The organism is Catenulispora acidiphila DSM 44928 (genome assembly GCF_000024025.1).
Taxonomy (GTDB): domain Bacteria; phylum Actinomycetota; class Actinomycetes; order Streptomycetales; family Catenulisporaceae; genus Catenulispora; species Catenulispora acidiphila.
Map to the genome: position 1 here is coordinate 5147877 of NC_013131.1, position 20761 is coordinate 5168637.

Annotated in this window: 20 protein-coding genes; 14 read left to right on the forward strand and 6 right to left on the reverse strand. The window is 69.7% G+C overall.

Annotated elements, in window-relative coordinates:
* The 6 genes from CACI_RS22365 (at nt 1) to CACI_RS22390 (ending at nt 8014) form a co-directional block, all read left to right on the forward strand.
* Nucleotides 1-906 (forward strand): ABC transporter permease, encoded by a 906-nt coding sequence (locus CACI_RS22365; RefSeq protein WP_015793112.1) that lies wholly within the window; start codon nt 1-3, stop codon nt 904-906.
* Nucleotides 903-1919 carry an ABC transporter ATP-binding protein gene (locus CACI_RS22370; RefSeq protein WP_015793113.1) on the forward strand — a complete coding sequence of 339 codons (1017 nt, stop codon included), beginning with the start codon at nt 903-905 and terminating at the stop codon, nt 1917-1919. The genes CACI_RS22365 and CACI_RS22370 overlap by 4 nt, the downstream gene beginning before the upstream one ends.
* Nucleotides 1916-3049 (forward strand): ABC transporter ATP-binding protein, encoded by a 1134-nt coding sequence (locus CACI_RS22375; protein ID WP_015793114.1) that lies wholly within the window; start codon nt 1916-1918, stop codon nt 3047-3049. Before CACI_RS22370 ends, CACI_RS22375 begins: the two co-directional genes overlap by 4 nt.
* On the forward strand, nt 3046-4200 hold the full coding sequence (locus CACI_RS22380) for an anhydro-N-acetylmuramic acid kinase (RefSeq protein WP_015793115.1): 1155 nt from the start codon (nt 3046-3048) through the stop codon (nt 4198-4200). The genes CACI_RS22375 and CACI_RS22380 overlap by 4 nt, the downstream gene beginning before the upstream one ends.
* A gap of 1482 nt (nt 4201-5682) precedes the next feature.
* Nucleotides 5683-6612: a S66 peptidase family protein gene (locus tag CACI_RS22385; RefSeq protein ID WP_015793116.1), complete on the forward strand. Its 930-nt coding sequence runs from the start codon at nt 5683-5685 to the stop codon at nt 6610-6612.
* A gap of 40 nt (nt 6613-6652) precedes the next feature.
* Nucleotides 6653-8014, forward strand: coding sequence for a hypothetical protein (locus tag CACI_RS22390; protein ID WP_041540412.1), 1362 nt, complete (start codon nt 6653-6655; stop codon nt 8012-8014).
* Between the two features lie 46 nt (nt 8015-8060).
* On the opposite strand, the gene CACI_RS22395 is transcribed toward CACI_RS22390, so the two are convergent.
* Together CACI_RS22395 and exaC are read right to left on the reverse strand one after the other, a co-directional pair.
* Nucleotides 8061-8525 (reverse strand): DUF779 domain-containing protein, encoded by a 465-nt coding sequence (locus tag CACI_RS22395; protein ID WP_015793118.1) that lies wholly within the window; start codon nt 8523-8525, stop codon nt 8061-8063.
* Entirely contained in the window at nt 8525-10048 is a 1524-nt protein-coding gene (exaC, locus tag CACI_RS22400) for an acetaldehyde dehydrogenase ExaC (protein WP_015793119.1), read from the reverse strand. Before exaC ends, CACI_RS22395 begins: the two co-directional genes overlap by 1 nt.
* Here exaC and CACI_RS51370 point away from each other — a divergent pair.
* Together CACI_RS51370 and CACI_RS22405 are read left to right on the forward strand one after the other, a co-directional pair.
* Nucleotides 10047-10196 carry a hypothetical protein gene (locus CACI_RS51370; RefSeq protein ID WP_190276794.1) on the forward strand — a complete coding sequence of 50 codons (150 nt, stop codon included), beginning with the start codon at nt 10047-10049 and terminating at the stop codon, nt 10194-10196. The genes exaC and CACI_RS51370 overlap by 2 nt on opposite strands.
* A gap of 101 nt (nt 10197-10297) precedes the next feature.
* The gene (locus tag CACI_RS22405) at nt 10298-11527 is read left to right on the forward strand and encodes an MFS transporter (RefSeq protein ID WP_015793120.1); all 1230 of its coding nucleotides are present in this window, start codon (nt 10298-10300) and stop codon (nt 11525-11527) included.
* Nucleotides 11528-11537: 10 nt separating this feature from the next.
* Here the strand turns inward: CACI_RS22405 and CACI_RS22410 are convergent, their stop codons facing one another.
* Complete coding sequence (locus CACI_RS22410; RefSeq protein ID WP_015793121.1) at nt 11538-12392, reverse strand: 3-hydroxybutyryl-CoA dehydrogenase; 855 nt, start codon at nt 12390-12392, stop codon at nt 11538-11540.
* A 167-nt stretch (nt 12393-12559) separates the two neighbouring features.
* On the opposite strand from CACI_RS22410, the gene CACI_RS22415 reads away from it, so the two are divergent.
* Nucleotides 12560-13729, forward strand: coding sequence for an acyl-CoA dehydrogenase (locus CACI_RS22415; protein ID WP_015793122.1), 1170 nt, complete (start codon nt 12560-12562; stop codon nt 13727-13729).
* Between the two features lie 69 nt (nt 13730-13798).
* On the opposite strand, the gene CACI_RS22420 is transcribed toward CACI_RS22415, so the two are convergent.
* Nucleotides 13799-14170, reverse strand: coding sequence for an ATP-binding protein (locus tag CACI_RS22420; RefSeq protein ID WP_049871673.1), 372 nt, complete (start codon nt 14168-14170; stop codon nt 13799-13801).
* Between the two features lie 171 nt (nt 14171-14341).
* Nucleotides 14342-14686 carry an STAS domain-containing protein gene (locus tag CACI_RS22425; RefSeq protein ID WP_015793124.1) on the reverse strand — a complete coding sequence of 115 codons (345 nt, stop codon included), beginning with the start codon at nt 14684-14686 and terminating at the stop codon, nt 14342-14344.
* A gap of 217 nt (nt 14687-14903) precedes the next feature.
* On the opposite strand from CACI_RS22425, the gene CACI_RS22430 reads away from it, so the two are divergent.
* On the forward strand, nt 14904-15788 hold the full coding sequence (locus tag CACI_RS22430) for a Rieske 2Fe-2S domain-containing protein (RefSeq protein WP_015793125.1): 885 nt from the start codon (nt 14904-14906) through the stop codon (nt 15786-15788).
* Nucleotides 15785-16330, forward strand: coding sequence for a DUF488 domain-containing protein (locus CACI_RS22435; protein WP_015793126.1), 546 nt, complete (start codon nt 15785-15787; stop codon nt 16328-16330). The genes CACI_RS22430 and CACI_RS22435 overlap by 4 nt, the downstream gene beginning before the upstream one ends.
* Before the next feature lie 38 nt (nt 16331-16368).
* On the opposite strand, the gene CACI_RS22440 is transcribed toward CACI_RS22435, so the two are convergent.
* Nucleotides 16369-16908 carry a hemerythrin domain-containing protein gene (locus CACI_RS22440; protein WP_015793127.1) on the reverse strand — a complete coding sequence of 180 codons (540 nt, stop codon included), beginning with the start codon at nt 16906-16908 and terminating at the stop codon, nt 16369-16371.
* A gap of 164 nt (nt 16909-17072) precedes the next feature.
* Between CACI_RS22440 and CACI_RS22445 the strand changes: the two genes are divergently transcribed.
* The 3 genes from CACI_RS22445 (at nt 17073) to CACI_RS22455 (ending at nt 20756) form a co-directional block, all read left to right on the forward strand.
* Nucleotides 17073-17639: a hypothetical protein gene (locus CACI_RS22445; RefSeq protein ID WP_015793128.1), complete on the forward strand. Its 567-nt coding sequence runs from the start codon at nt 17073-17075 to the stop codon at nt 17637-17639.
* A gap of 65 nt (nt 17640-17704) precedes the next feature.
* Nucleotides 17705-18199, forward strand: coding sequence for a hypothetical protein (locus CACI_RS22450; RefSeq protein WP_015793129.1), 495 nt, complete (start codon nt 17705-17707; stop codon nt 18197-18199).
* A 64-nt stretch (nt 18200-18263) separates the two neighbouring features.
* Entirely contained in the window at nt 18264-20756 is a 2493-nt protein-coding gene (locus CACI_RS22455) for a molybdopterin oxidoreductase family protein (RefSeq protein ID WP_015793130.1), read from the forward strand.
* Nucleotides 20757-20761: the final 5 nt, after the last annotated feature.

A 20761-nucleotide genomic window follows, 5' to 3' on the forward strand; every position in this document is an offset into this window, starting at 1 on the left:
ATGACCGCGACAGTCAACCTCGCCCCGGCCGGCCTCAAGCCCCGCACGCGCCACCCGGCGTGGGCGGCCTTCCGCCGGGCGGTGACCCGCAAGCCGGGCCGCCTGGCCGGCCTGATCATCATTGTGTTCTTCATCCTGCTGGCGATCTGCGGGCCCTGGTTCTACGGCTCGCTGTCCGTCGACCCGAACGAGCTGTACGCGCCGCCCAGCGCCAAGCACTGGCTGGGCACCGACTTCGCCGGCTCCGACGTGCTGCAGGAGGTGGTGACCGGCGCGCGCTACGTGCTGGCCACCGCCGCGCTGTCGGCACTGTTCACCAGCCTGTTCGGCGTCACGGTCGGACTGGTCGCCGGCTACCAGCGCGGCATGACCGACAGCGTCCTGATGCGTCTGACGGACTTCGTCCTGACGATCCCGGGCCTGCCGCTGCTGATCATCCTGTCCACGGTGTGGAGCTTCGGCAGCCCGTGGGAGATGGGCCTGGTGCTGGGCATCACCGGCTGGGGCGGGGTCGCCCGGGCCGTGCGCTCGCAGGCGCTGTCGCTGCGCGAGCGCGGGTTCCTGGAAGCGGCGCGCGGTCTGGGGCTGTCCCGGCGGCACATCATCGTCAAGGAGATGCTGCCGAACATCGCCCCCTACGCCGCCATGCAGCTGATGCTGTCGGTGATCGGCTTCATCGGCGCCGAGGTCGGCCTGTTCTTCCTGGGGCTGGTGCCGTTCTCCAGCACCAACTGGGGTGTGATGCTGAACCAGGCGGTGTTCTCCGGCGGGGCGATGGAGACCTCCTCGGCGCTGATCTACCTGCTGGCGCCGCTGGTCTGCATCCTGCTGCTGACGCTGGGCATCGTGCTCTTCCTGGACGCCATCGACGAACTGTTCAACCCGCGGCTGAGGGAGCGCGTGTGAGCGAGGTACAAGTACGCGGCCTGACGGTCGAGTACCAGACGACCGCCGGCTGGCTGCCCGCGGTGGCCGACGCCGGGCTGGACCTGCGCGCCGGGGAGATCACCGGCCTGGTCGGGGAGTCCGGCTCCGGTAAATCCACGCTCGCGCTGGCGCTGCTGAACGCGGTGCCGGCGCCCGGGCGGATCGCCGCCGGGAGCGTGGAGGTCGCCGGGGTCGGGGACGTCACCAAGCTGGGCGGCAAGCAGCTGCGCAAGGCCCGCGGCGGCGCGATCGGCTACGTGTTCCAGGCCTCGCAGAACTCGCTGAACCCGCTGACGACCATCGGCCGGCAGCTGCTGGACCTGGGACGCTCGCACGAGGTCGCCGACCTGCGTGCTCTGATAGCCCGGGCCAGGGACCTGGCGGACCGGATGGGCCTGGACGGCCAGCGGGTGCTGGACTCCTACCAGCACGAGCTCTCCGGCGGGATGCGCCAGCGCATCGGCATCGTCTTCGCGCTGGTCCTGAACGCCAAGGTGCTGATCCTGGACGAGCCGACCACCGCGCTGGACATGCTCTCCCAGGCCTCGGTGCTGGAGATCGTGCGCAAGGTGCACGACGAGAACCAGCTCAGCACCCTGATCATCACGCACGACATCGGCGCGATCTCCGAGATCGCCGACCGGCTGGCGGTGATGTACGGCGGGCGGATCGTCGAGGACGGCCCGCTGCTGGACGTCCTGCGCCGGCCCACGCACCCCTATACCAAGGCCCTGATAGGCGCCACGGCGCGCATCACCGGCGACGTGGAGGCGGCGCGGGCGCTGCCCGGGCGGCCGCCGGACCTGACCACCGTGGCGCGCGCCGGCTGCGTCTTCCGCGACCGCTGCCCGTTCGCGGTCGCGGTCTGCGCCGAGGTCGAGCCGGAGCTCGCGACCTGGGAGTCCGGGCGCCGCCGCGCGTGCCACGTCGAACCGTCCACCGTGCTCTCCGGGACCGCCGGGGCGCCCGCCGCCGTGGGAGAACCGGCATGATCCAGGCCCGCGGCATCACCCGCACCTACCAGACCCACGGCGCCTTCACCGGCGCCCGGACCGTGCCGGCGCTGCGCGGTGTGGACTTCACGCTGCCCGACGGCGGCGCGGTGTCCTTCATCGGCGAGTCCGGCTGCGGCAAGACCACGCTGGGGAAGATCCTCACCGGACTGGAGACCTTCGACGGCGGCGAGCTGATCGTGGACGGCGTCGCGCTGTCCGGGCTCAAGCCGCGGCAGCGGGAGAAGTACTTCCGCAGGATCCAGATGATCCATCAGGACCCTTATTCGGCGCTGAACCCGACCCGCACGGTCGAGGCGACGTTGCGCGATCCGCTGCGGATGCGCGCGAAGGAGAGGGGCGCGAGCGGCGGCGGGGGCGGCGACGGCGAGGGCGAGGGCGGCTGGCGCGCGCGTGCCGCCGAGCTGCTGACGCTGGTCGGCCTCGAGCCGGCCGCCGTCCTGCCGAAGTACCCGCACCAGCTCTCCGGCGGGCAGCGGCAGCGCGTGGTCATCGCCCGGGCGCTGACCGTCGACCCGGAGGTGCTGATCGCCGACGAGGCGGTGTCGATGATCGACGTCTCGATGCGGCTGGGCATCCTGAAGCTGCTGCGCGATCTGCGCAGCCGGCTGGGGATCTCGCTGGTGTTCATCACGCACGACGTCGCCACCGCGCGCTACGTCGGCGAGGGCGGCGAGCTGCACGTGATCTACCGCGGCGAGGTGGTCGAGCGCGGGCTCACCGACGAGGTGATCCTGGCGCCGGTGCACCCCTACACGCAGTGCCTGCTCTCGGCGGTGCCGATCATGCGCGGGCTGGAGGAGCCGGGCCCGGACCGGACGGCGCCGACGACGGCGCTGGACGAGCGGACGCCGACGCCGGGGTGCTTGTTCGAGCCGCGGTGCCCGTTCGCGCAGGATCAGTGTGCTGAGAAGCATCCGGTGCTGGTGCCTTTCGGGCTAGACGCGGTGGGGGAGTCGGGCGCTGTGGGGGAGTCGAACGCCGCCGCCGCTGGTCCCGCCACCGATACCGGCTCCGAGAACGGCTCCGAATCCGGACACGTCCACGCCTGCTTCTACCCGGAGTCCCGGCGGGTGGTCGGCGTCGAGGTGGGAGCCGGCAGCGCGTGAGAGTCTTGGGACTGAGCTCCGGCACCTCCCACGACGCGATCGACGTCGCGCTGGTGGACTTCCGCCTGGACGGCGAGACGCTGGTCGGGCGGCTCGAGCACGTCGACCACGTCCCGTACCCCGAGGACCTGCGCGCGCAGATCGTCGCCGCGCTGCCGCCGCACCCGACCGACCTCGGCGCGGTCTGCCGCCTGGACACCGGCATCGGCCAGGCGTTCGCGGCGGCGGCGTGGCAGGCGGTGCAGGCCGCCGGTCCCGTGGACCTGGTCTGCTCGCACGGCCAGACCCTGTTCCACTGGACCGAGGACGGCCGGGTGCTCGGCACGCTGCAACTCGGGCAGCCGGCGTGGATCGCCGAACGCCTCGGCGTCCCGGTGGTCTCCGACGTCCGCGCCGCCGACGTCGCCGCCGGAGGTCAGGGCGCACCACTGGTCTCGCTCCTGGACCTGTTGCTGCTGCGCGGCCTGCCCGGCCCGGTCGGCGCACTGAACCTCGGCGGCATCGCGAACCTGACCGTGGTCGCCGACCCGCCGGTGGCCTTCGACGTCGGACCGGCCAACGCCCTGCTCGACGCCGCCTGCCGCCAACTGACCGGCAAACCCTACGACCGCGACGGCCGCCTCGCCGCCGCCGGCCTGGTCCACCCCGGCCTCCTCGCGGCCCTCATGGCAGAGCCCTACTACACCCGCCGCCCCCCGAAGACCACCGGCAAGGAACTCTTCCACGACGCCTACCTAGCCGCCCACATCGAGGCCTTCCCCGACCTCACCCCCGAAGACCTGATGTCGACCCTGGCGACCCTCACAGCGATGACAGTCGTCGACGCAGTCCGCTCCCACGCCATCGTGACCCTCGCCGTCTCCGGCGGCGGCGCCGAGAACCCCGAACTGATGAAGCGCATCGCCAAACGCCTCCCCGACGTCCACCTGGTCCGCTCAGACGCCTACAAAGTCCCCTCCGACGCCAAGGAAGCCATCGCCTTCGCCCTGGTCGGCTGGTTCACCGCCCACGGCCTCCCCGGCACGATCCCCGCCTGCACAGGCGCCGCCAGCGAACGCGTGCTGGGACGCATCAGCCCACCGGCGCGCGGGGCGCTGGCGCTGCCGGAGGCGGTGGAGAAGGCGCCTCGGGCGGTGCGGTTCGGGGGGTAGGGGGAGGGGGTGTGCGTTTGGATTGGTGAGTTTGGCTGGCTGCGGTTGGTTTGTGGGTTCTAGAAGCTTTTTACGGCTTCGCGCGGGTGTTGATGGCCTCGCAGGGGGCGCAGTTCGGTGGTGGGTGTCCGGATCACGTCGGCGGCCGGCGGTTGTTCGTGTTCACGACCGCGCGCGGGTCCGGGTCACTGCGCATGCGTTGGGGCTGGCGGGTGGCGGCCGCGTTTGAGGGGCACCAGAAGTCAAAATCAAAAAAGCCAGGGCCTCCGGCGGCGCCTGCGCGGCGAGCGGCACTCGCTCCGGGGAGGGGGCGGTCGCGCTGTCCGGCGGCGGTTGTTGCTTGTGGTCGCCTTAGTCCCGGATTCCCCGTCGCGTCGTCGCCGTAAACGGAATCATTTCGGCCTGGCGGAGTAAAGTCGCATCGCTTTTGCTGTGGTTGAGAAACGCCCGACTTGACACCGCCAGTCCGAAAAGATTGGCAGAGCCCGCCGACGCGACGGGGAATCCGGGACACAACCCCGTATGGTGTGGAGGATCCACCGACGTGGGTGGCAGGCTGCTGCTTCATCTACTCGCCGACACCTTCGGGAAAGGCAGTTGCGCTTTTCACCGGCATCGCGCCGGGACTGGCAGCCTGCAAGTGGTGAGCATTCTGCGATAGGCGGGGGACCTCCTCTCACAAGGGTGTTGTCCCGGATCCCTCGTCGCTGTCGGCGGGCTCTGCCAATCATTGTGGACTGGCGGTGTCAAGTCGAACGAAACAGCACCACAGCAATTGCGATCCGACTTTACTCCGCCAGGCCGCAATGATTCCGTCTACGGCGACGACAGCGGCGAGGGATCCGGGACAAAGGCGACCAACATTCGAACCGCCGCCGAGCCGCCCAACCCAGCCCCGCCCCCCGTTGCAGAGTGCCCCCGCCGGAGGCGCCTGCCCTTGACCTTGACTTCTGGTGCCCCTCAAACGCGGCCGCCACCCGCCAGACCAACGCATGCGCAGTGACTCGGACCCACGCGCGGTCGTGTCGCTCCACCACCGCCGGCCGCCAACGCGACCTAGCCACCCACCACCGAACTGCGCCCCCTGCGAGGCCATCAAACCATGCTCGAAGACGTAAAAAGCTTCTAAAAGCCCACAAAATAACCGCAGTCAGCCGACGCTCCGCCACCCACACATAGGCCTCGCTCAATGGCAGCCGCCTTCCGCCGCCCTCGCCTTCGCCCCGCTGCCCGCCGCCTGCTGCCCGCCGCCTGCTGCCCGCCGCCTGCTGCCCGCCACCTGCCACCTGCCACCTGCCGCCTGCCGCCTGCCGCCTGCTGCCTGCTGCCTGCTGCCCACCGCCCGCTGCCCGCCACCTGCTGCCTGCTGCCTGCTGCCCGCTGCCCACCGCCCGCTGCCCGCCACCTGCCGCCGCCCGCCCTCCGCCGCCGCCCCGCGCCCGAACTCTCGATCATCCGCATCCCACATGAGAGAGTCGGATCATGCGCTCACCCCTGGCACCTCCGGCCCTGAAGCCCGGCGATCGCGTCGCCGTTGTCGCGCTCAGCGGGCCGCCGGGGCGGCAGGAGCTTGATTTGGGGCTGGCGGCGTTGCGGAGTGTGGGGTTGTTGCCGGAGGTGTTCGCGTCGGCGCGGTCGGTCGGGCCTTATCCGTATCTGGCTGCCGATGACAAGGTGCGGGCTGCGGATTTGGCGCGGGCGTTGGGGGAGCCGGGGTATGCGGCGGTCATCTGTGCGCGGGGTGGTTATGGGGTGCAGCGGGCGTTGGAGTTGCTGGACTGGGATGCCGTCGGTGCGCCGGAGCCTCGGGTGGTGGTCGGGTTCTCCGATGTCACGGCGCTGATTGAGGCGGTGCGCAGTCGGTTGGGGTGGGCGTCGGTGTATGGGCCGATGGTGTCCAGCGTGATGTTCCGCTCGGGGGTGCCGTCGTTCGAGGGGTTGGCGCGGCTGTTGCTGCAGCCGCAGAAGTGCACTGAGCTGGCGTTCGCCGATACGCGGGTGCTGGTGCCGGGGGTCGCGGAGGGGGTGACGGTCGGCGGGACCGCGAGCCTGCTCGCCACCTCGCTGGCCACGCCGTTCTCCGTCCCGGCGCGCGACGGCATCTTGTTCCTGGAGGACGTCGGCGAGCTGCCCTACCGCCTCGACAGGGTCCTGACCCAGCTGCGCCGCACCGGATACCTCGACGGCGTGCGGGGCATCCTGTGCGGCACGTGGGACGACTGCGGTCCGCTGGCCGACGTCGAGCAGCTGCTCGAGGACCGGCTCGGCGACCTCGGCGTGCCGGTGCTGCTCGGCGCCGACATCGGACACGGGGTGTTCATGCAGTCGCTGCCGCTGGGTGTGCGGGCCCGGTTGGACACCGCGGCGGCGACGCTGACGTTCCTCGACCCGCCGCTGACGTCAGGGGCTTGACGCCTGGGAACGGCGCATCAGGGGTGTGCGACCATGGCGCGTGCCAGACTGGACATATATTCCCCTGAAGTCGCTCGCCGGGACCGTGCTGGGAGTTTCCCGCTCGCGGCGCTGGGCGTTGCGTGTGCTGGCAGCGGTGGTCGCCGCACCGGGCGGACGCGCCTTCGTCGCCTTCGTGCTCGGCCGGTTCCGGCGCCCGGACGGGGTCCAGGTGGGTGCGGTGGTGCCGGCCAGGCACGCTCGGGACGCGCTCAGGGTGCTTCCCGCGCTTGGTGCGTCGGTCGTCGAGGTTGATCCTGGCGTCGAGATCACTGTCATAGACGACCCGCGCATAGGCACCGCCGTGGCCGCCCTGTCGGCGCCGGGCGCGACCGTCATCGCCGGCCCAGCCGTGCTCCTCGACGCCGGGCCCGCGTGGTTCCGCAGGGTTCTGGAGGCGGCGACGCCGACCGCGCCGGCGCAGCCGTGGCGGGACCTTCCGCGAGATCCGCGCCGCTGGCCGTCGTGGGTGTGGGGCGTCGTGGTCGGGATCGGCATGGTCTGCGCGGGGCTGGGCGCGGCTGTGATCACGCTCGGTCCGGTGCTGCTGTGGTACGACCGCGACTACCTCGGGCTGACCACGCAGGGGCTGAACCACATCGACCACGATCTGGTCGACTTCCTGCAGCACGACCGGCTCACGATGGCCGGGACGATGGTCTCGATCGGCGTCCTGTACGCGGGATTGGCGTGGGGCGGCATCCGGCGCGGCTGGCTGTGGGCCCGCGACGCCTACCTGATCTCCGGCGTGGTCGGCTTCCCCACGCTGTTCTACTTCCTGAGCACCGGGTTCGTGGAGCCGCTGCACCTCGCGGTCGCGGTGGCGCTCTTCCCGCTGTTCCTGCTGGCGGTCTGGCGCTCGCCGGCGGTCCCGCGCTGGACCGTCCGGTCCGACGGACCCGAGCGGCTGCGAAGGCGGGCTCTGCTGGGCCAGCTGCTGATGATCCTCACCGGCGTGGGTCTGCTCGCCGGCGGCGCCGTCATCTCGGTGGTCGGGATGACCGGCGTCTTCGTCCCCACCGATCTGGAGTTCCTCGACACCGACACCGCGCACCTGCGCGCCGCGAACCCGCATCTGGTCCCGTTCATCGCCCACGACCGGGCCGGCTTCGGCGGCGCGCTGCTGTCCGCGGCGATCGCCGTCATCCTGCTGAGCATGTGGGGCTGGCGCCGCGGCGAGGCCTGGGTCTGGTGGACGCTGCTGCTCAGCGCCGCCGCCGGATTCGGCCCGACACTGGCGATCCACTTCAGCATCCACTACACCGACCTGAGCCACCTGGCGCCGGTCTACGTGGGTGTGGTGTTGACCGCCATCGCGCTGATATTGGCGCGGCCGTTTCTGTGCGACACGGGAGGCGAATGACCGCACCTGCCACTCGTCGTCCGCCTCCCGCGCCGCATACCGCCGCCTACCGGTTCAGCACCGCGTCCTCGTGGTCCGTCAGCAGCCGCGAGCGGATCAGGAACCTGACCCCCTCCGGCGCCTCCAGCGAGAACCCGGCGCCGCGCCCCGGCACGACGTCGACCGTCAGGTGCGTGTGCCGCCAGCGCTCGAACTGCTCACCGCCCATCCAGAACGTCACCGGCTCCGTGATGCCCTCGACGGCCAGCCGCGCCATCAGCACGTCCGACGCCCCGGTGCGGAACTCGCCCTCCAGGTAGCACATCGGCGAGCTGCCGTCGCAGCAGCCGCCGGACTGGTGGAACATCAGCGGTCCGTGCGTGGCGTAGAGCTTGCGCATCACCTCGGCCGCGGCTTCGGTCACCGCGATCCGTGACGGCGGCTCGGTGCCGGTGCCGGTGCCAGTCCCGGTCCCAGTCCCAGTCCCGGTCTCGGTGCCGACGCCGCCCGCGCCGCGCGCCTCCTCCGCCATCAGAAGAAGCCCATCGCCTTCGCCGAGTAGCTGACCAGCAGGTTCTTCGTCTGCTGATAGTGCTCGAGCATCATCTTGTGGTTCTCCCGCCCGATGCCGGAGTTCTTGTACCCGCCGAACGCCGCGTGCGCCGGGTACAGGTGGTAGCAGTTCGTCCAGACCCGGCCGGCCTGGATCGCCCGACCGGCTCGGTAGGCGGTGTTCATGTCGCGCGTCCACACCGCCGCGCCCAGGCCGTAGAGCGTGTCGTTGGCGATGCGGATCGCGTCGTCGTAGTCGTCGAACTGCGTCACCGAGACGACCGGTCCGAAGATCTCCTCCTGGAAGATCCGCATCGCGTTGTCGCCCTCGAAGACCGTCGGCTGCACGTAATACCCGCCGGAAAGCTCGCCGCCGAGGTCCACGCGCTCGCCGCCGATGAGGATCTTCGCGCCCTCGCTCTGGCCGATCTCCAGGTAGGACAGGATCTTCTCCAGCTGGTCGTTGGACGCCTGCGCGCCGACCATGGTCTCGGTGTCCAGGGGGTTGCCCTGCTTCATGCGCTCGGTGCGGGCCAGGGCGTCGGCCAGGAAGTCGCCGTAGTGGCCGCGCTGGACCAGGGCCCTGCTGGGGCAGGTGCAGACCTCGCCCTGGTTCAGGGCGAACATCGCGAAGCCCTCCTGCGCCTTGTCGTAGAAGTCGTCGCGGGCGCGGGAGACGTCGTCGAAGAAGATGTTCGGGCTCTTGCCGCCCAGCTCCAGGGTGACCGGCTTGATGTGCTCGGAGGCGTACTGCATGATCAGCCGCCCGGTGGTGGTCTCGCCGGTGAAGGCGACCTTGGCCACCCGGCCGCTGGAGGCCAGCGGCTTTCCGGCCTCCACGCCGAAGCCGTTGACGATGTTCACCACGCCCGGCGGCAGCAGGTCGGCGATCAGGCTCATGAGGTAGTGCACGGACACCGGCGTCTGCTCGGCCGGCTTGAGCACCACGGCGTTGCCCGCGGCCAGCGCCGGCGCGAGCTTCCAGATCGCCATCAGGATCGGGAAGTTCCACGGGATGATCTGCGCGACCACGCCCAGCGGCTCGTGGAAGTGATAGGCGACGGTGTCCTCGTCGATCTCCGACAGCCCGCCTTCCTGCGCCCGGATCGCCCCGGCGAAGTACCGCAGGTGGTCGATCGCCAGCGGGATGTCGGCGGCCAGCGTCTCGCGGATCGGCTTGCCGTTCTCGAAGCTCTCCGCGAGGGCCAGCCGGTCGGCGTTGCTCGCCATCCGGTCCGCGATCCGGTTCAGGACCTCGGCACGCTCCGCCGCCGACGTGCGTCCCCACGCCGGCGCGGCGGCGTGCGCGGCGTCCAGGGCCCGCTCGACGTCGGCGGCGGTGCCCCGCGCCACCTCGCAGAACGCCTGCCCGGTGATCGGCGTCGGGTTCTCGAAGTACTGCCCGCCGGCCGGCGCGACGGCCTCACCGCCGATCCAGTGCTCGTACCGGGGCTGATAGCTCATCAAGGCGTCGGGCTGACCCGGCGCGGGGAAGACGGTCATGGCGGACCTCCAGGTGGTCGGCGTCTCGGGGGAGGGACGGGACGGGCCGTCGGCGGTCGGCACGGCGGCACGGCGGCACGCGCGTGACGCTAATCCGGAGATCGTGCGGGTTCACCCGGTGTACGGGGATCTGCGTATAAGTGTTTGAAACGTCTGAGACGCCCGCCGGCCGAAATTCGGATGCGGCCTCCGGAAACCCGCTGCTAGCCTCGGCGCTTCTAGTGCCGTCCGGCTGGTGAGGTCGCGATCATGAATCCGCTTCGGGAGAAGCCGTTCCGGCGTTTCTTCCTCGGCCAGTCGATCTCCGTCACCGGCGGCGCGGCGACCCAGATCGCGCTGTGCTTCGCGGTCCTGCAGATCACCGGGAGCGCGCGGGACCTGAGTCTGGTCGTCAGCGCCCAGATGATCCCGACGATCGCGCTGCTGCTGATCGGCGGCGGGATCGGCGACCGGATCGGGCAGGCGCTGCTGCTGCGGGTCACGCACTTCGGGCTGGGGGTGACGCAGGGCGCGATGGCGTTGTGCCTGCTCACCAAACAGCCATTCGGCTATCTCATCGCTCTGGCATTCGCCACCGGCGTGCTGTCGGCCTTCGCCGGGCCCTCGCTGAGCGGGATCGTGCCGCAGCTGGTCGGTCCAGCGGGGTTGCAGAAGGCGAACTCACTGCTGGCCAGCGTGCGCAACGCGGCCATGGTGCTCGGGCCGACGCTCGGCGGTGTGCTGGTCAGCACGATCGGCGGCGGCTGGGCGCTGGTCGCGGACTCGGCGTCGTTCTTCGTCGCCGGCGCGATGTTCTGCTTCGTGCCGGTGGGGGACCGGCCCGTCCTGAGCGACCGGAAGCTGTTCACCGAGCTGCGGCAGGGGTGGACCTATTTCCGGTCCTCGTCCTGGATCTGGTCGATGACCGCCGCGTTCACCGTGTCGGGCTTCCTCCAGATGGGTGCCGGGCAAGTGCTCGGGTTGGTGCTGGCCAAGCAGACCTTCGGCGCCGAGGGCTGGGGCGTCATCATCAGCTGCCGGGGAGCGGGGCAGCTGATCATGAGTGTGCTGATGATCCGGGTGCGGGTCCGGCGGCCGCTGCTGGTCGGTCAGGCGGTGATCACGCTGCAGGCGATGCCGTATCTGCTGCTCGGGCTGAACGCGGGCGTCGCGGCGGTCGCGGCGGCGTCGTTCGTCGCGGGGTTCGGGGTCACGTTCGCCTCCGTCGCCTGGGACACCTCGCTGCACACGTACGTGCCGAACGCGATGATGTCCCGCGTCGTGTCCTACGACCAGTTCGGCAGGTCGCTCGCCGTCCCGGCGGGGCAGCTGTCGATCATCCCGATCGCCGACGCCTTCGGGACGCGCCACGTCATGGTCGCCACCGGGGTCCTGTTCGCGGTGACGATGGTCGCCCCGCTGCTGTTGTCCTCGGTGCGCCGGGTCGGGACCGGGGACCTCGACGAGGCTCCCGATCCCGCGGTGGCGGTTCCGGTTTAGATCCCCTGGATCAGACGCTCGGGTACTCGTAGAACCCGCGTCCGGCCTTGCGGCCCAGGCGTCCGGCCTCGACCATGCGCAGCAGGAGCGCCGGCGGGGTGTACAGGGGCTCCTTGAACTCCTCGTACATCGCCTCGGCGGCGAGCTTCACGGTGTCCAGGCCGATCAGGTCCGACAGTGCCAGTGGACCCATCGGGTGCGCGCAGCCCAAGACCATGCCGGAGTCGATGTCCTCGGCGGAGGCGAAGCCGCCCTCGGCCATCCGGATCGCGGCCAGCAGGTAGGGGATGAGCAGGGAGTTCACCACGAACCCGGCGCGGTCCTGGGCGACCACGGCCTGCTTGCCCAGCTGCTCCACGAAGGCCACGGCGCGCGCCTTGGTCTCCTCGCTGGTGGCCAGCGAGGGGATGACCTCGACCAGCTTGAGCACCGGGACCGGGTTGAAGAAGTGGACGCCGACCACGTTGTTCGGGCGCGTGGTGGCCGTGCCCAGGCGCATGATCGGGATGGAGGAGGTGTTGGAGGCCAGGATGGCGTCCTCGGGCAGGATCAGGTCCAGCTTGCTCAGCACGGCGGTCTTCACCGCCTCGACCTCGACGACCGCCTCGACCGCGAGCTGCCGGTCGGCGAACTGCTGCAGGTCCTCGGTGAAGCGGATGCGGCCCAGGGCCGCCTCGGCGTCGCCCTCGCTCATCTTCCCGGCCTTGACCGCGCGCTTGAGGGACACCGCGACGCGGTCGCGCCCGCGCTTGAGGCCCTCGGCGTTCTCGTCGGCGACGATCACGTCCAGCCCGCTGCGTGCGCAGACCTCCGCGATGCCCGACCCCATCTGGCCGACACCGACCACTCCGACTCGTTCGATCACCGATGCCTCCGGTTCCGGTATTGCGGCTCGTGCTGCACTTGTGGTGCGTCCCACAGCGTATCTGTGGCACCGAGTGTGGATAATCGAGGGTACCCAGTACCCAGCCGAACCCTACCCGGCCGAACCCCTTATCCAGCCGAGTACCCAGCCAGTCCAGGGAGCGAGAGATGGCCGCCGACTTCGACCTGTTCAAGGTCTCCGAGGAGCACGACCTGTTGCGGGAGGCGGTGCGCTCGCTGTGCGAGGAGAAGATCCTCCCCTTCGCCGCCGACGTCGACGAGCACTCCCGCTTCCCCCAGGAAGCCCTCGACGCCCTGGTCTCCTCCGACCTCGCGGCCGTCCACGTCGCCGAGCAGTACGGCGGCCAGGGCGCCGACGCCCTCGCGACCTGCATCGTGATCGAGGAAGTGGCGCGCGTGTGCGCCAGCTCCTCCCTGATCCCGGCGGTGAACAAGCTGGGCTCGATGCCGGTGATCCTCTCCGGCTCCGAGGAACTGAAGCAGAAGTACCTGACCCCCCTGGCCGCCGGCAGCGGCATGTTCTCCTACTGCCTGTCCGAGCCCGACGCCGGCTCCGACGCCGCCGGCATGAAGACCCGTGCCGACCGCGACGGCGACGACTACGTCCTCAACGGCGTGAAGCGCTGGATCACCAACGCCGGCGTCTCGGAGTACTACACGGTCATGGCCGTCACCGACCCCACGGCGCGCTCCAAGGGCATCTCCGCCTTCGTCGTGGAGAAGGGCGACGAAGGCGTCACCTTCGGCGCGCCCGAGAAGAAGCTCGGCATCAAGGGCTCCCCGACCCGCGAGGTCTACTTCGACAACGTCCGCATCCCCGCCGACCGCATGATCGGCGCCGAAGGCACCGGCTTCGCCACCGCGATGCGCACCCTGGACCACACCCGCGTGACCATCGCAGCCCAGGCACTCGGCATCGCCCAGGGCGCCCTGGACTACGCATCGAACTACGTGAAGGAACGCAAGCAGTTCGGCAAGCCCATCGCCGACTTCCAGGGCATCCAGTTCATGCTCGCCGACATGGCGATGAAGCTGACCGCGGCCCGCCAGCTGACCTACACCGCCGCCGCCAAGTCCGAGCGCGGCGACAGCGACCTGACGTACTTCGGCGCGGCGGCGAAGTGCTTCGCCTCAGACGTGGCCATGGAGGTCACGACGGACGCCGTGCAGCTGCTCGGCGGCTACGGCTACACGAAGGACTACCCGCTGGAGCGGATGATGCGGGACGCGAAGATCACGCAGATTTACGAGGGTACGAACCAGGTGCAGCGCGTGGTGATGGCGCGGCAGGTGCTCGCTGGTGGTCTGAGCTTGTAGTTTCGGTTTGCAGGAGTCCGGGAGGGTTTCCTCCCGGACTCATCGAGCAGCTCGACGTCGCCCAAGGATTCAGAGCCGATCGGCGGTGCTGTCCAGAGCCAGCCTGACCCACACGGACTTGCCGTTCCGGCGCCTCTCCACACCCCAGGACTCGGCCAGCCGTCCGACGATCAGCAGACCGACCCCGCCTGGGATGGAAGCGTCGGAGGAACTGACGCGGGGCACTCGGTCCGCCACTCCATCAGCCACGTCGATGGTGATCTCCGAGGCGTCTTTCCGGATGCGCACGGTGACCTCGGTGCCGGCGTGCCGCACCGCGTTGGTGACCAGTTCGCTGGTGATGAGGGCTACGGCCTCTTCCGATTCCTGGAGCTGCCACGCCGAAACCGTCTCCACCACGAAGTCCCGGGCCAGCTGCGGCGCGGACGCCTGCGGAGGCAAAACCAGGCTTCGTTCGGTCCATCCGCTTCCGCTCACCGGTTCGTCACCGATCTTGGCTCCTTGGTCGAGACGTGACGTAGCGAGTCACGAGGGAGCCTCCACGGTAGTACTCCGTGATTCGTGACGGCGCTGAGCCATGTCTGGAGGAGTCGGATGGCGATGGCGATCTGGCTAAGAGGCTGCGCCGTCCGTGGCCGGTTCGCGCTCGTCATGGGTGTAGGCGAACAAGTCCCGCAGGCCGGCCAGCTCCAGGACGCGCATGACCGGTTTGGAGGGGTTGGCCAGGGAGATGGTGTGGCCGGTGTCGTTGAGCATCTGCCGGACTTGGACCAGGAAGCGGACGCCCATGGAATCCATGAAGGTGACCTGTCGGCAGTCCAGGATCACATCGGCGTCCTTGCCGGCCCAGATCTCGGCCTCAGCTCGCAGGCGCGGGTAGACCGCCAGATCGATCTCGCCGGTGACAGTGACGACGATCTGCTGCTCGGCCTGTCGTGCGGTGCAGGTGAATTCCATCCGTGTCTCCAACCCCTTGAAAGGACGCGGGTCCTGCGCGACGCCTCGGCGTCGTGGTATCCAGACTGCGCTCGGAACGAGAACCTGTCAATGAATACATGAAATTTATATCATGGTTTTCGCAGGGGTCACGGCCTGCCGTCGTCCCGGGCCCATGTGACGATGGGGTCGGGGACCTACCGGCACGTCCCGGTGGCGGCGCCGATGAGGAGCATCCATGGTGAACAACCTGGCCATACGCCTGGAACACGCTGTCGAGGCTGTCGGGAGGAACGAGTCGTTGGGAGGCGTCAGCGACCGCTGGGCCGGCCTCGCCTCCACGCTGACCCGGGACCGCAAACTGAAGAGTCTGCTGTCCGGCAGCTGGTTGGGACATCCGCTCCACCCGTTGCTGACGGACCTGCCGATCGGTGCGTACAGCATGGCCTCGATCATCGATGTCACTGCTGGCGGCGCCGGGGCCGCAGCTGCCCGCCGCCTGGTCGGGCTGGGGTTGATCACCACGGTGCCGACCGCCGCGGCTGGTGCTTCCGACTGGTCCGACACGCACGGTCCGACTCAGCGGGTCGGTCTCGTGCACGGCCTGCTGAATGTGACGGCGACGCTCACCCAGACCGCGTCGTGGGTAGCGCGACGCCGTGGCCGGCGCGGGACCGGAATGGCGCTGAGCGGGCTGGGCCTCGGCCTCACGGCTGTCGCCGCCTATTTGGGCGGCTACCTGTCATACAGCCGCGGTGTCGGCGTCGACCACACCGCGTTCCAGCCGACCGTCGCCGAGTGGACCGACGTCGCGGCGGCCGGGGACCTGACCGAGGAGCACCCGCTGCGGGGTGAGGCCGATGGCGTGCCGGTGGTGCTGGTCAAGCTTCGGGGCGCCGTATACGCGCTGTCCGCCACCTGCACCCACGCGGGCGGACCGCTGGACGAGGGAATGATCGTCGACGGCGATTGCCTGCGCTGCCCCTGGCACGGAAGTGTCTTCCGGCTGGCCGACGGCGGCGTGGTGCGCGGTCCTGCGGCGGCTGCCGAACCGTGCTGGGAGGTCAAGGTCGAGAACGAGCGGATCCAGGTGCGGTCCGCACAGCCTGCCGGGAATCCATGACCAACCGCATCTACACGCTGGGCCACTCGACGCGTGACTTCGCTGAGCTGCTGGAGATGCTCCGGGCCAACGGAGTCACCCGCCTGGTCGACGTCCGCAGGTTTCCCTCCTCCCGTAAGCATCCGCAGTTCAACGCCCCCGCGATCGCCGAGGCTCTGCCGCCGGACATCGGCTACGGCCAGATTCCGAAACTGGGCGGCCGGCGGTACACCCCCCGAGGCGTGCCGAGCCCGAACGGCGCCTGGCTGGTCAAAGCCTTCCGCGACTACGCCGATTACATGGCGACGGACGACTTCCGGGACGGTCTCGACGAACTCCTGCGGCTGGCTGCGCACGAGACCCCGGCGATCATGTGCAGCGAGGCCGTGCCCTGGCGCTGCCATCGCCGGCTGATCACCGACGCGCTGATCGTCGCCGGCGCGGAGGTGCGGCACATCATGTCACCGACGAGCACCAAGCCGGCGGTCCTGGACCAGCAGGCGCGGGTCGAGGACGGCCGACTGACTTATCCTCCGCCGGCGGACGCGGCTTGCCCGGCCTGAGCGAGCTGCGGACTTCGACGTCATCAGCTGAACGTTTCTCAACTGCCCGCCCGCCCTCGGACGCGGTCCCGAATACGGTCGTACCACGTCACGAAAGGCGTCCTGAGCAGCGGGTTCGGCGCCTGGTCCGGCTTGTGGGGATGCGGCCGCGTCGGAGCGCCGCGTTCGACCCGCTCCAGTTTGGACCCCAGCTGCCGCAGGACGTCGGGCTCGCACGCGCTGCGCAGGCGGGGCATCAACTTCTGCTCGTCCTCCTCGATGTGTTCGGCGATGTCCTGCTCGAGTTGCGCCATGGACATGGCGTCGTCCTGCGCGGCCCTTCGATGACCGTCCAGCACTGTCAGGTGGCGCTTGATCGCCGAGCAGATCCGGTGCGGGCGTGCGGTCGCGTCCTGGCCCAGCGCTTGTGCCGCGAAGGGATAGAAGATCCGCTCTTCGGCGCTCGTGTGCTTGGACAGTTCTCGAACCAGGGTGTCCGCGGTCTTGCGGCGCTGGCGGTCCGTGGTCGCACCCCGGTAGTCGCCGAACAAGAGCCTGATCCTTCTGTGGTCGCTGCTCAGCAGCACGATCGCGTCCATGCCCGGTCCGTCCCTTCGCGCCTTTCGGAAAGTCCGCAGAGCGGACGCTCGTCCGGCACCATGTGTGCCCTGAACCGGGAGGGATCAAACGGGATATTTATGAAGATATCGGGCGAATGGTCCGCGCGGCTGGGGGTATGCGATCGTCTCGAAGGAATGAGGCGATGATGAAAAGGAACGACGCACTCGTCCTCGGAAGCGCCGTCACCTGCCAGGACGACGCCCGGGCCGAACTGAGCGGGCTGGTCATCGACTCCACGACGCTCCGGTTGTCGTCGATCGTCGTCGGCGGGACGGTCGAACCGGCCCGGCTGGTGCCGTTCGAGCTGATCTCCGGCCTGGACCGGGACACCACGCGGATCTCCTGCACCGCCGCGTCGATCCAGGGCCTGCCACCAGCGGAAACCGGCAAAGTGCTCGACGTCACCGAGAACACCGGCGGGTGGGGGCTCCTCTCCCTGATCTACGCGACCGACTCGCTGCCCCAGACCTACTTGCGGGCCCGCGAAAGGGTCCTGGCCAGCGACGGCGCGGTCGGCCGGGTCCACGGCTGCACGATCGATGTCAGGAAATTTCCTGGACAGCTGACCGCGCTGCTGGTGAACGTCGGCGACGCGGTCGAGGACCGCGTCATCGCCGCGCCGACCAGGGCCGTCACCAGCATGAAGGGCCTCGTCGTCCTGGACATGACCAAACACACGGCCCGCGCCCTACCGAGGTTCGCGCCCTAGCCGCACCATCGGCCACGACCACTCCGGGCCGCGATCGAAGGCTCGGGCAAGGAACGGAGCTTGTCATGGATGCGAACCGCTCGCCGGACGCCGCCGGCTCGGCCCGAACGCCGTGGATGATGGTGAGCGCGGTCATCCTCGCCGCGGTCTTGTTCGGGATAGCGCTCATCGTGGGCAACGGCGTGCTCATCATCGTCGCCATAGCGGTCGTCGTGCTCGCCGCACTCGGCGCCGCCGTGCTGCCGGGCCGCGCCGGGAAGCCCATCTCCTTCACGGAAGAGTTCCCAGCCAACACCGTCGGCCCGCGCGCGACGGTCGACGGGGACTCGACCCCGCCGATCAACACCAGCCAGCACCCCGAGCGCATGACGCCCGGCATCCCGATCCGCGAAATGGAGGCCTGGGACGCCCCGGAACCGCCCGACGACGATCGGGTCTTCCCTCAGTACGTCAATCTGCCGCCGGAGGAACGCCTCCGCAGCAAAAACGGCGCCACCTACATCGAGAGGCGGCAGCCGGTCGCGGCCGAAGACGCCGAGGACGAGGAACGCGAGAACTGAACAGCCGCTGCGAGCCCATGTCCGCCCATCGGCTGAAGCACGGAATCAAGGAAGGTTCACCGGGATGGCTCTGGTCGATCGAATCGCGCAGCCGTGGGGAGAGCGCACGCCCTACCGGCCGGGACAGCCGTGGCCCGCCCGCGTCGATACGTTCCTCGACTCAGGCGTGCAGGAGTCGCAGGTACAACGGTGGGCGCGGTCCGCCTCGTTGCTGCATTCCAATGGCGACGCCATGGACATCGCCGTCGCGGACGGACGGATCGTGGGGGTGCGCGGACGGGCTGCCGACCGGGTCAACCGGGGTCGCCTCGGACCCAAAGACCTATACGGCTGGCAGGCCAACAATTCGCCGGACCGGCTCACCGCCCCGCTGATTCGCCAAGACGGCCGCTTGGTCGAATGCGGTTGGGACACAGCGATGCAGCGGATCGCCGAGCGGTCCCGCCAGCTCCTGGAGTCCCACGGACCCGGGGCGATCGGCTTCTACACGACCGGGCAGTTGTTCCTGGAGGAGTACTACACCCTCACGGTGATCGCGCGGGCGGGCATCGGCACCAACCATCTCGACGGCAACACCCGTCTGTGCACAGCGACCGCGGGGGAGGCGCTCAAGGAGTCGTTCGGCTGCGACGGCCAACCGGGGTCCTTCACCGATGTCGACCACGCCGACGTCATCGCGTTGTACGGCCACAACGTGGCCGAGACCCAGCCGGTGCTCTGGATGCGGATGCTTGACCGCCTTGACGGTCCCGAGCCGCCCCGCCTGCTGGTCGTCGACCCGCGCCGCACAGTTCCCGCGGAGCGGGCGGCAGTCCATCTAGCGCCGAGGCCGGGGACGAATCTGGCGTTGATGAACGCACTCGTCCACGAGGTGATCCGCCGCGGTGCGGTCGCGCGGGACTTCGTCCGGGACCACGCCATCGGTTTCGACGACCTGGCCGCGGCGGTCGCCGACTGCACCCCGGACTGGGCCGCGGCGATCTGCGACGTGCCGGCCGCCGCCATCGGCCGCGCCGCCGAGCTGATCGCCGGTGCCGAGAAGCTCACCTCGACCGTGCTGCAAGGCTTCTACCAGTCACATCAGGCCACGGCTGCCGCCGTCCAAGTCAACAACCTGCATGTGCTGCGCGGCATGCTCGGCCGCCCCGGGTGCGGCGTGCTGCAGATGAACGGCCAGCCCACCGCGCAGAACACCCGCGAGTGCGGGGCGAACGGCGACCTTCCCGGTTTTCGCAACTGGGCCAATGCCGAGCACGTCGCCGAACTGGCCGACCTGTGGAACGTCGAAGCGGAGCAGATCCCGCACTGGGGACCTCCCACCCACGCCATGCAGATGCTGCGCTACGCCGAGCAGGGCAGCATCAAGATGCTGTGGATCAGCGGCACCAATCCGGCGGTGTCGTTGCCGGACCTGCACCGCGTGCGGTCCGTGCTGTCCCAGGAGCGGCTGTTCACCGTCGTGCAGGACATCTTCCTCACCGAGACCGCCGAGCTGGCCGATGTGGTGCTCCCGGCGGCGACGTGGGGGGAGAAGACCGGGTGCTTCACCAATGCCGATCGCACCGTCCACCTCTCGGAGAAGGCCGTGGACCCGCCCGGGGCGGCGCGCCCGGATCTGGACATCTTTCTGGACTACGCCCAGCGCATGGAGTTGCGGGACAAGGACGGACAGCCGCTGATCGCCTGGACGGATGCCGAGGGTGCGTTCGAGGCGTGGAAGGCATGCAGCGCCGGGCGCCTGTGCGACTACACCGGACTGTCCCACGGCCGACTGCGCCAGGAACCGAGCGGAATCCAGTGGCCCTGCACCGAGGACCGTCCCCAAGGCACCGAGCGGCTCTACTCCGACGGACAGTTCTGGGCGCGGCCCGCGGAGGCGGAAACCTACGGCAAGGATCTGGAGACGGGTGCCGCTTTCACCGAGAGCGACTACCGGGCGTGGAATCCCGAGGGCAGATCACTGCTGCGCTCCGCGGTCTATTTCCCCGCGCCGGAGGTACCCGACGAGGAGTTCCCGTTGTGGCTCACCACCGGCCGTACCCTCTACCACTTCCATACCCGCACCAAGACAGCCCGAGCACCTCAGCTCAACAGGGCCGCCCCTGAGGTGTGGGTCGAGATGTCTGCCGGCGAGGCCGAACGGCGCGGACTGGCCGAAGGCGACCTGGCCGAGATCAGCAGCGCGCGCGGCAGGCTGCGCGCCCGGGTCCGGGTGGCGCACGTCCGCGACGGCGTCTTGTTCGTTCCCTTCCACTACGGGTACTTCGACGTCCCCGGCGGCCCGCCCGACCGGCGGAACCAGGCTGGCTCGGCGGCCAACGAGACCACCATCACGGCGTGGGACCCGGCTTCCAAGCAGCCGTTGTTCAAAGCGTGCGCCGCCCGGATCGCAGCAGTCGAAGGTGCCGCCGTTGCTTCTGCCGAGGCCTCATCAGCTCCGACCACGACTGCGTCGGCTCCCGCAGGCCGGTCGGCGAACCTGGTGCCGCCGACCATCGGCGGACCGGACGCGCTGAGCACCAGCACCAGCACTAGCACAACCACCAGACAGGACTGATGGGT

Coding starts and splice junctions, on each gene's coding strand:
- CACI_RS22365 (WP_015793112.1), top strand. CDS start 1: ATGACCGCGACAGTCAACCTCGCCCCGGCCGGCCTCAAGCCCCGCACG.
- CACI_RS22375 (WP_015793114.1), top strand. CDS start 1,916: ATGATCCAGGCCCGCGGCATCACCCGCACCTACCAGACCCACGGCGCC.
- CACI_RS22385 (WP_015793116.1), top strand. CDS start 5,683: ATGCGCTCACCCCTGGCACCTCCGGCCCTGAAGCCCGGCGATCGCGTC.
- CACI_RS22395 (WP_015793118.1), bottom strand. CDS start 8,525: ATGGCGGAGGAGGCGCGCGGCGCGGGCGGCGTCGGCACCGAGACCGGG.
- CACI_RS51370 (WP_190276794.1), top strand. CDS start 10,047: ATGGCGGACCTCCAGGTGGTCGGCGTCTCGGGGGAGGGACGGGACGGG.
- exaC (WP_015793119.1), bottom strand. CDS start 10,048: ATGACCGTCTTCCCCGCGCCGGGTCAGCCCGACGCCTTGATGAGCTAT.
- CACI_RS22405 (WP_015793120.1), top strand. CDS start 10,298: ATGAATCCGCTTCGGGAGAAGCCGTTCCGGCGTTTCTTCCTCGGCCAG.
- CACI_RS22415 (WP_015793122.1), top strand. CDS start 12,560: ATGGCCGCCGACTTCGACCTGTTCAAGGTCTCCGAGGAGCACGACCTG.
- CACI_RS22425 (WP_015793124.1), bottom strand. CDS start 14,686: ATGGAATTCACCTGCACCGCACGACAGGCCGAGCAGCAGATCGTCGTC.
- CACI_RS22430 (WP_015793125.1), top strand. CDS start 14,904: ATGGTGAACAACCTGGCCATACGCCTGGAACACGCTGTCGAGGCTGTC.
- CACI_RS22435 (WP_015793126.1), top strand. CDS start 15,785: ATGACCAACCGCATCTACACGCTGGGCCACTCGACGCGTGACTTCGCT.
- CACI_RS22440 (WP_015793127.1), bottom strand. CDS start 16,908: ATGGACGCGATCGTGCTGCTGAGCAGCGACCACAGAAGGATCAGGCTC.
- CACI_RS22445 (WP_015793128.1), top strand. CDS start 17,073: ATGATGAAAAGGAACGACGCACTCGTCCTCGGAAGCGCCGTCACCTGC.
- CACI_RS22450 (WP_015793129.1), top strand. CDS start 17,705: ATGGATGCGAACCGCTCGCCGGACGCCGCCGGCTCGGCCCGAACGCCG.
- CACI_RS22455 (WP_015793130.1), top strand. CDS start 18,264: ATGGCTCTGGTCGATCGAATCGCGCAGCCGTGGGGAGAGCGCACGCCC.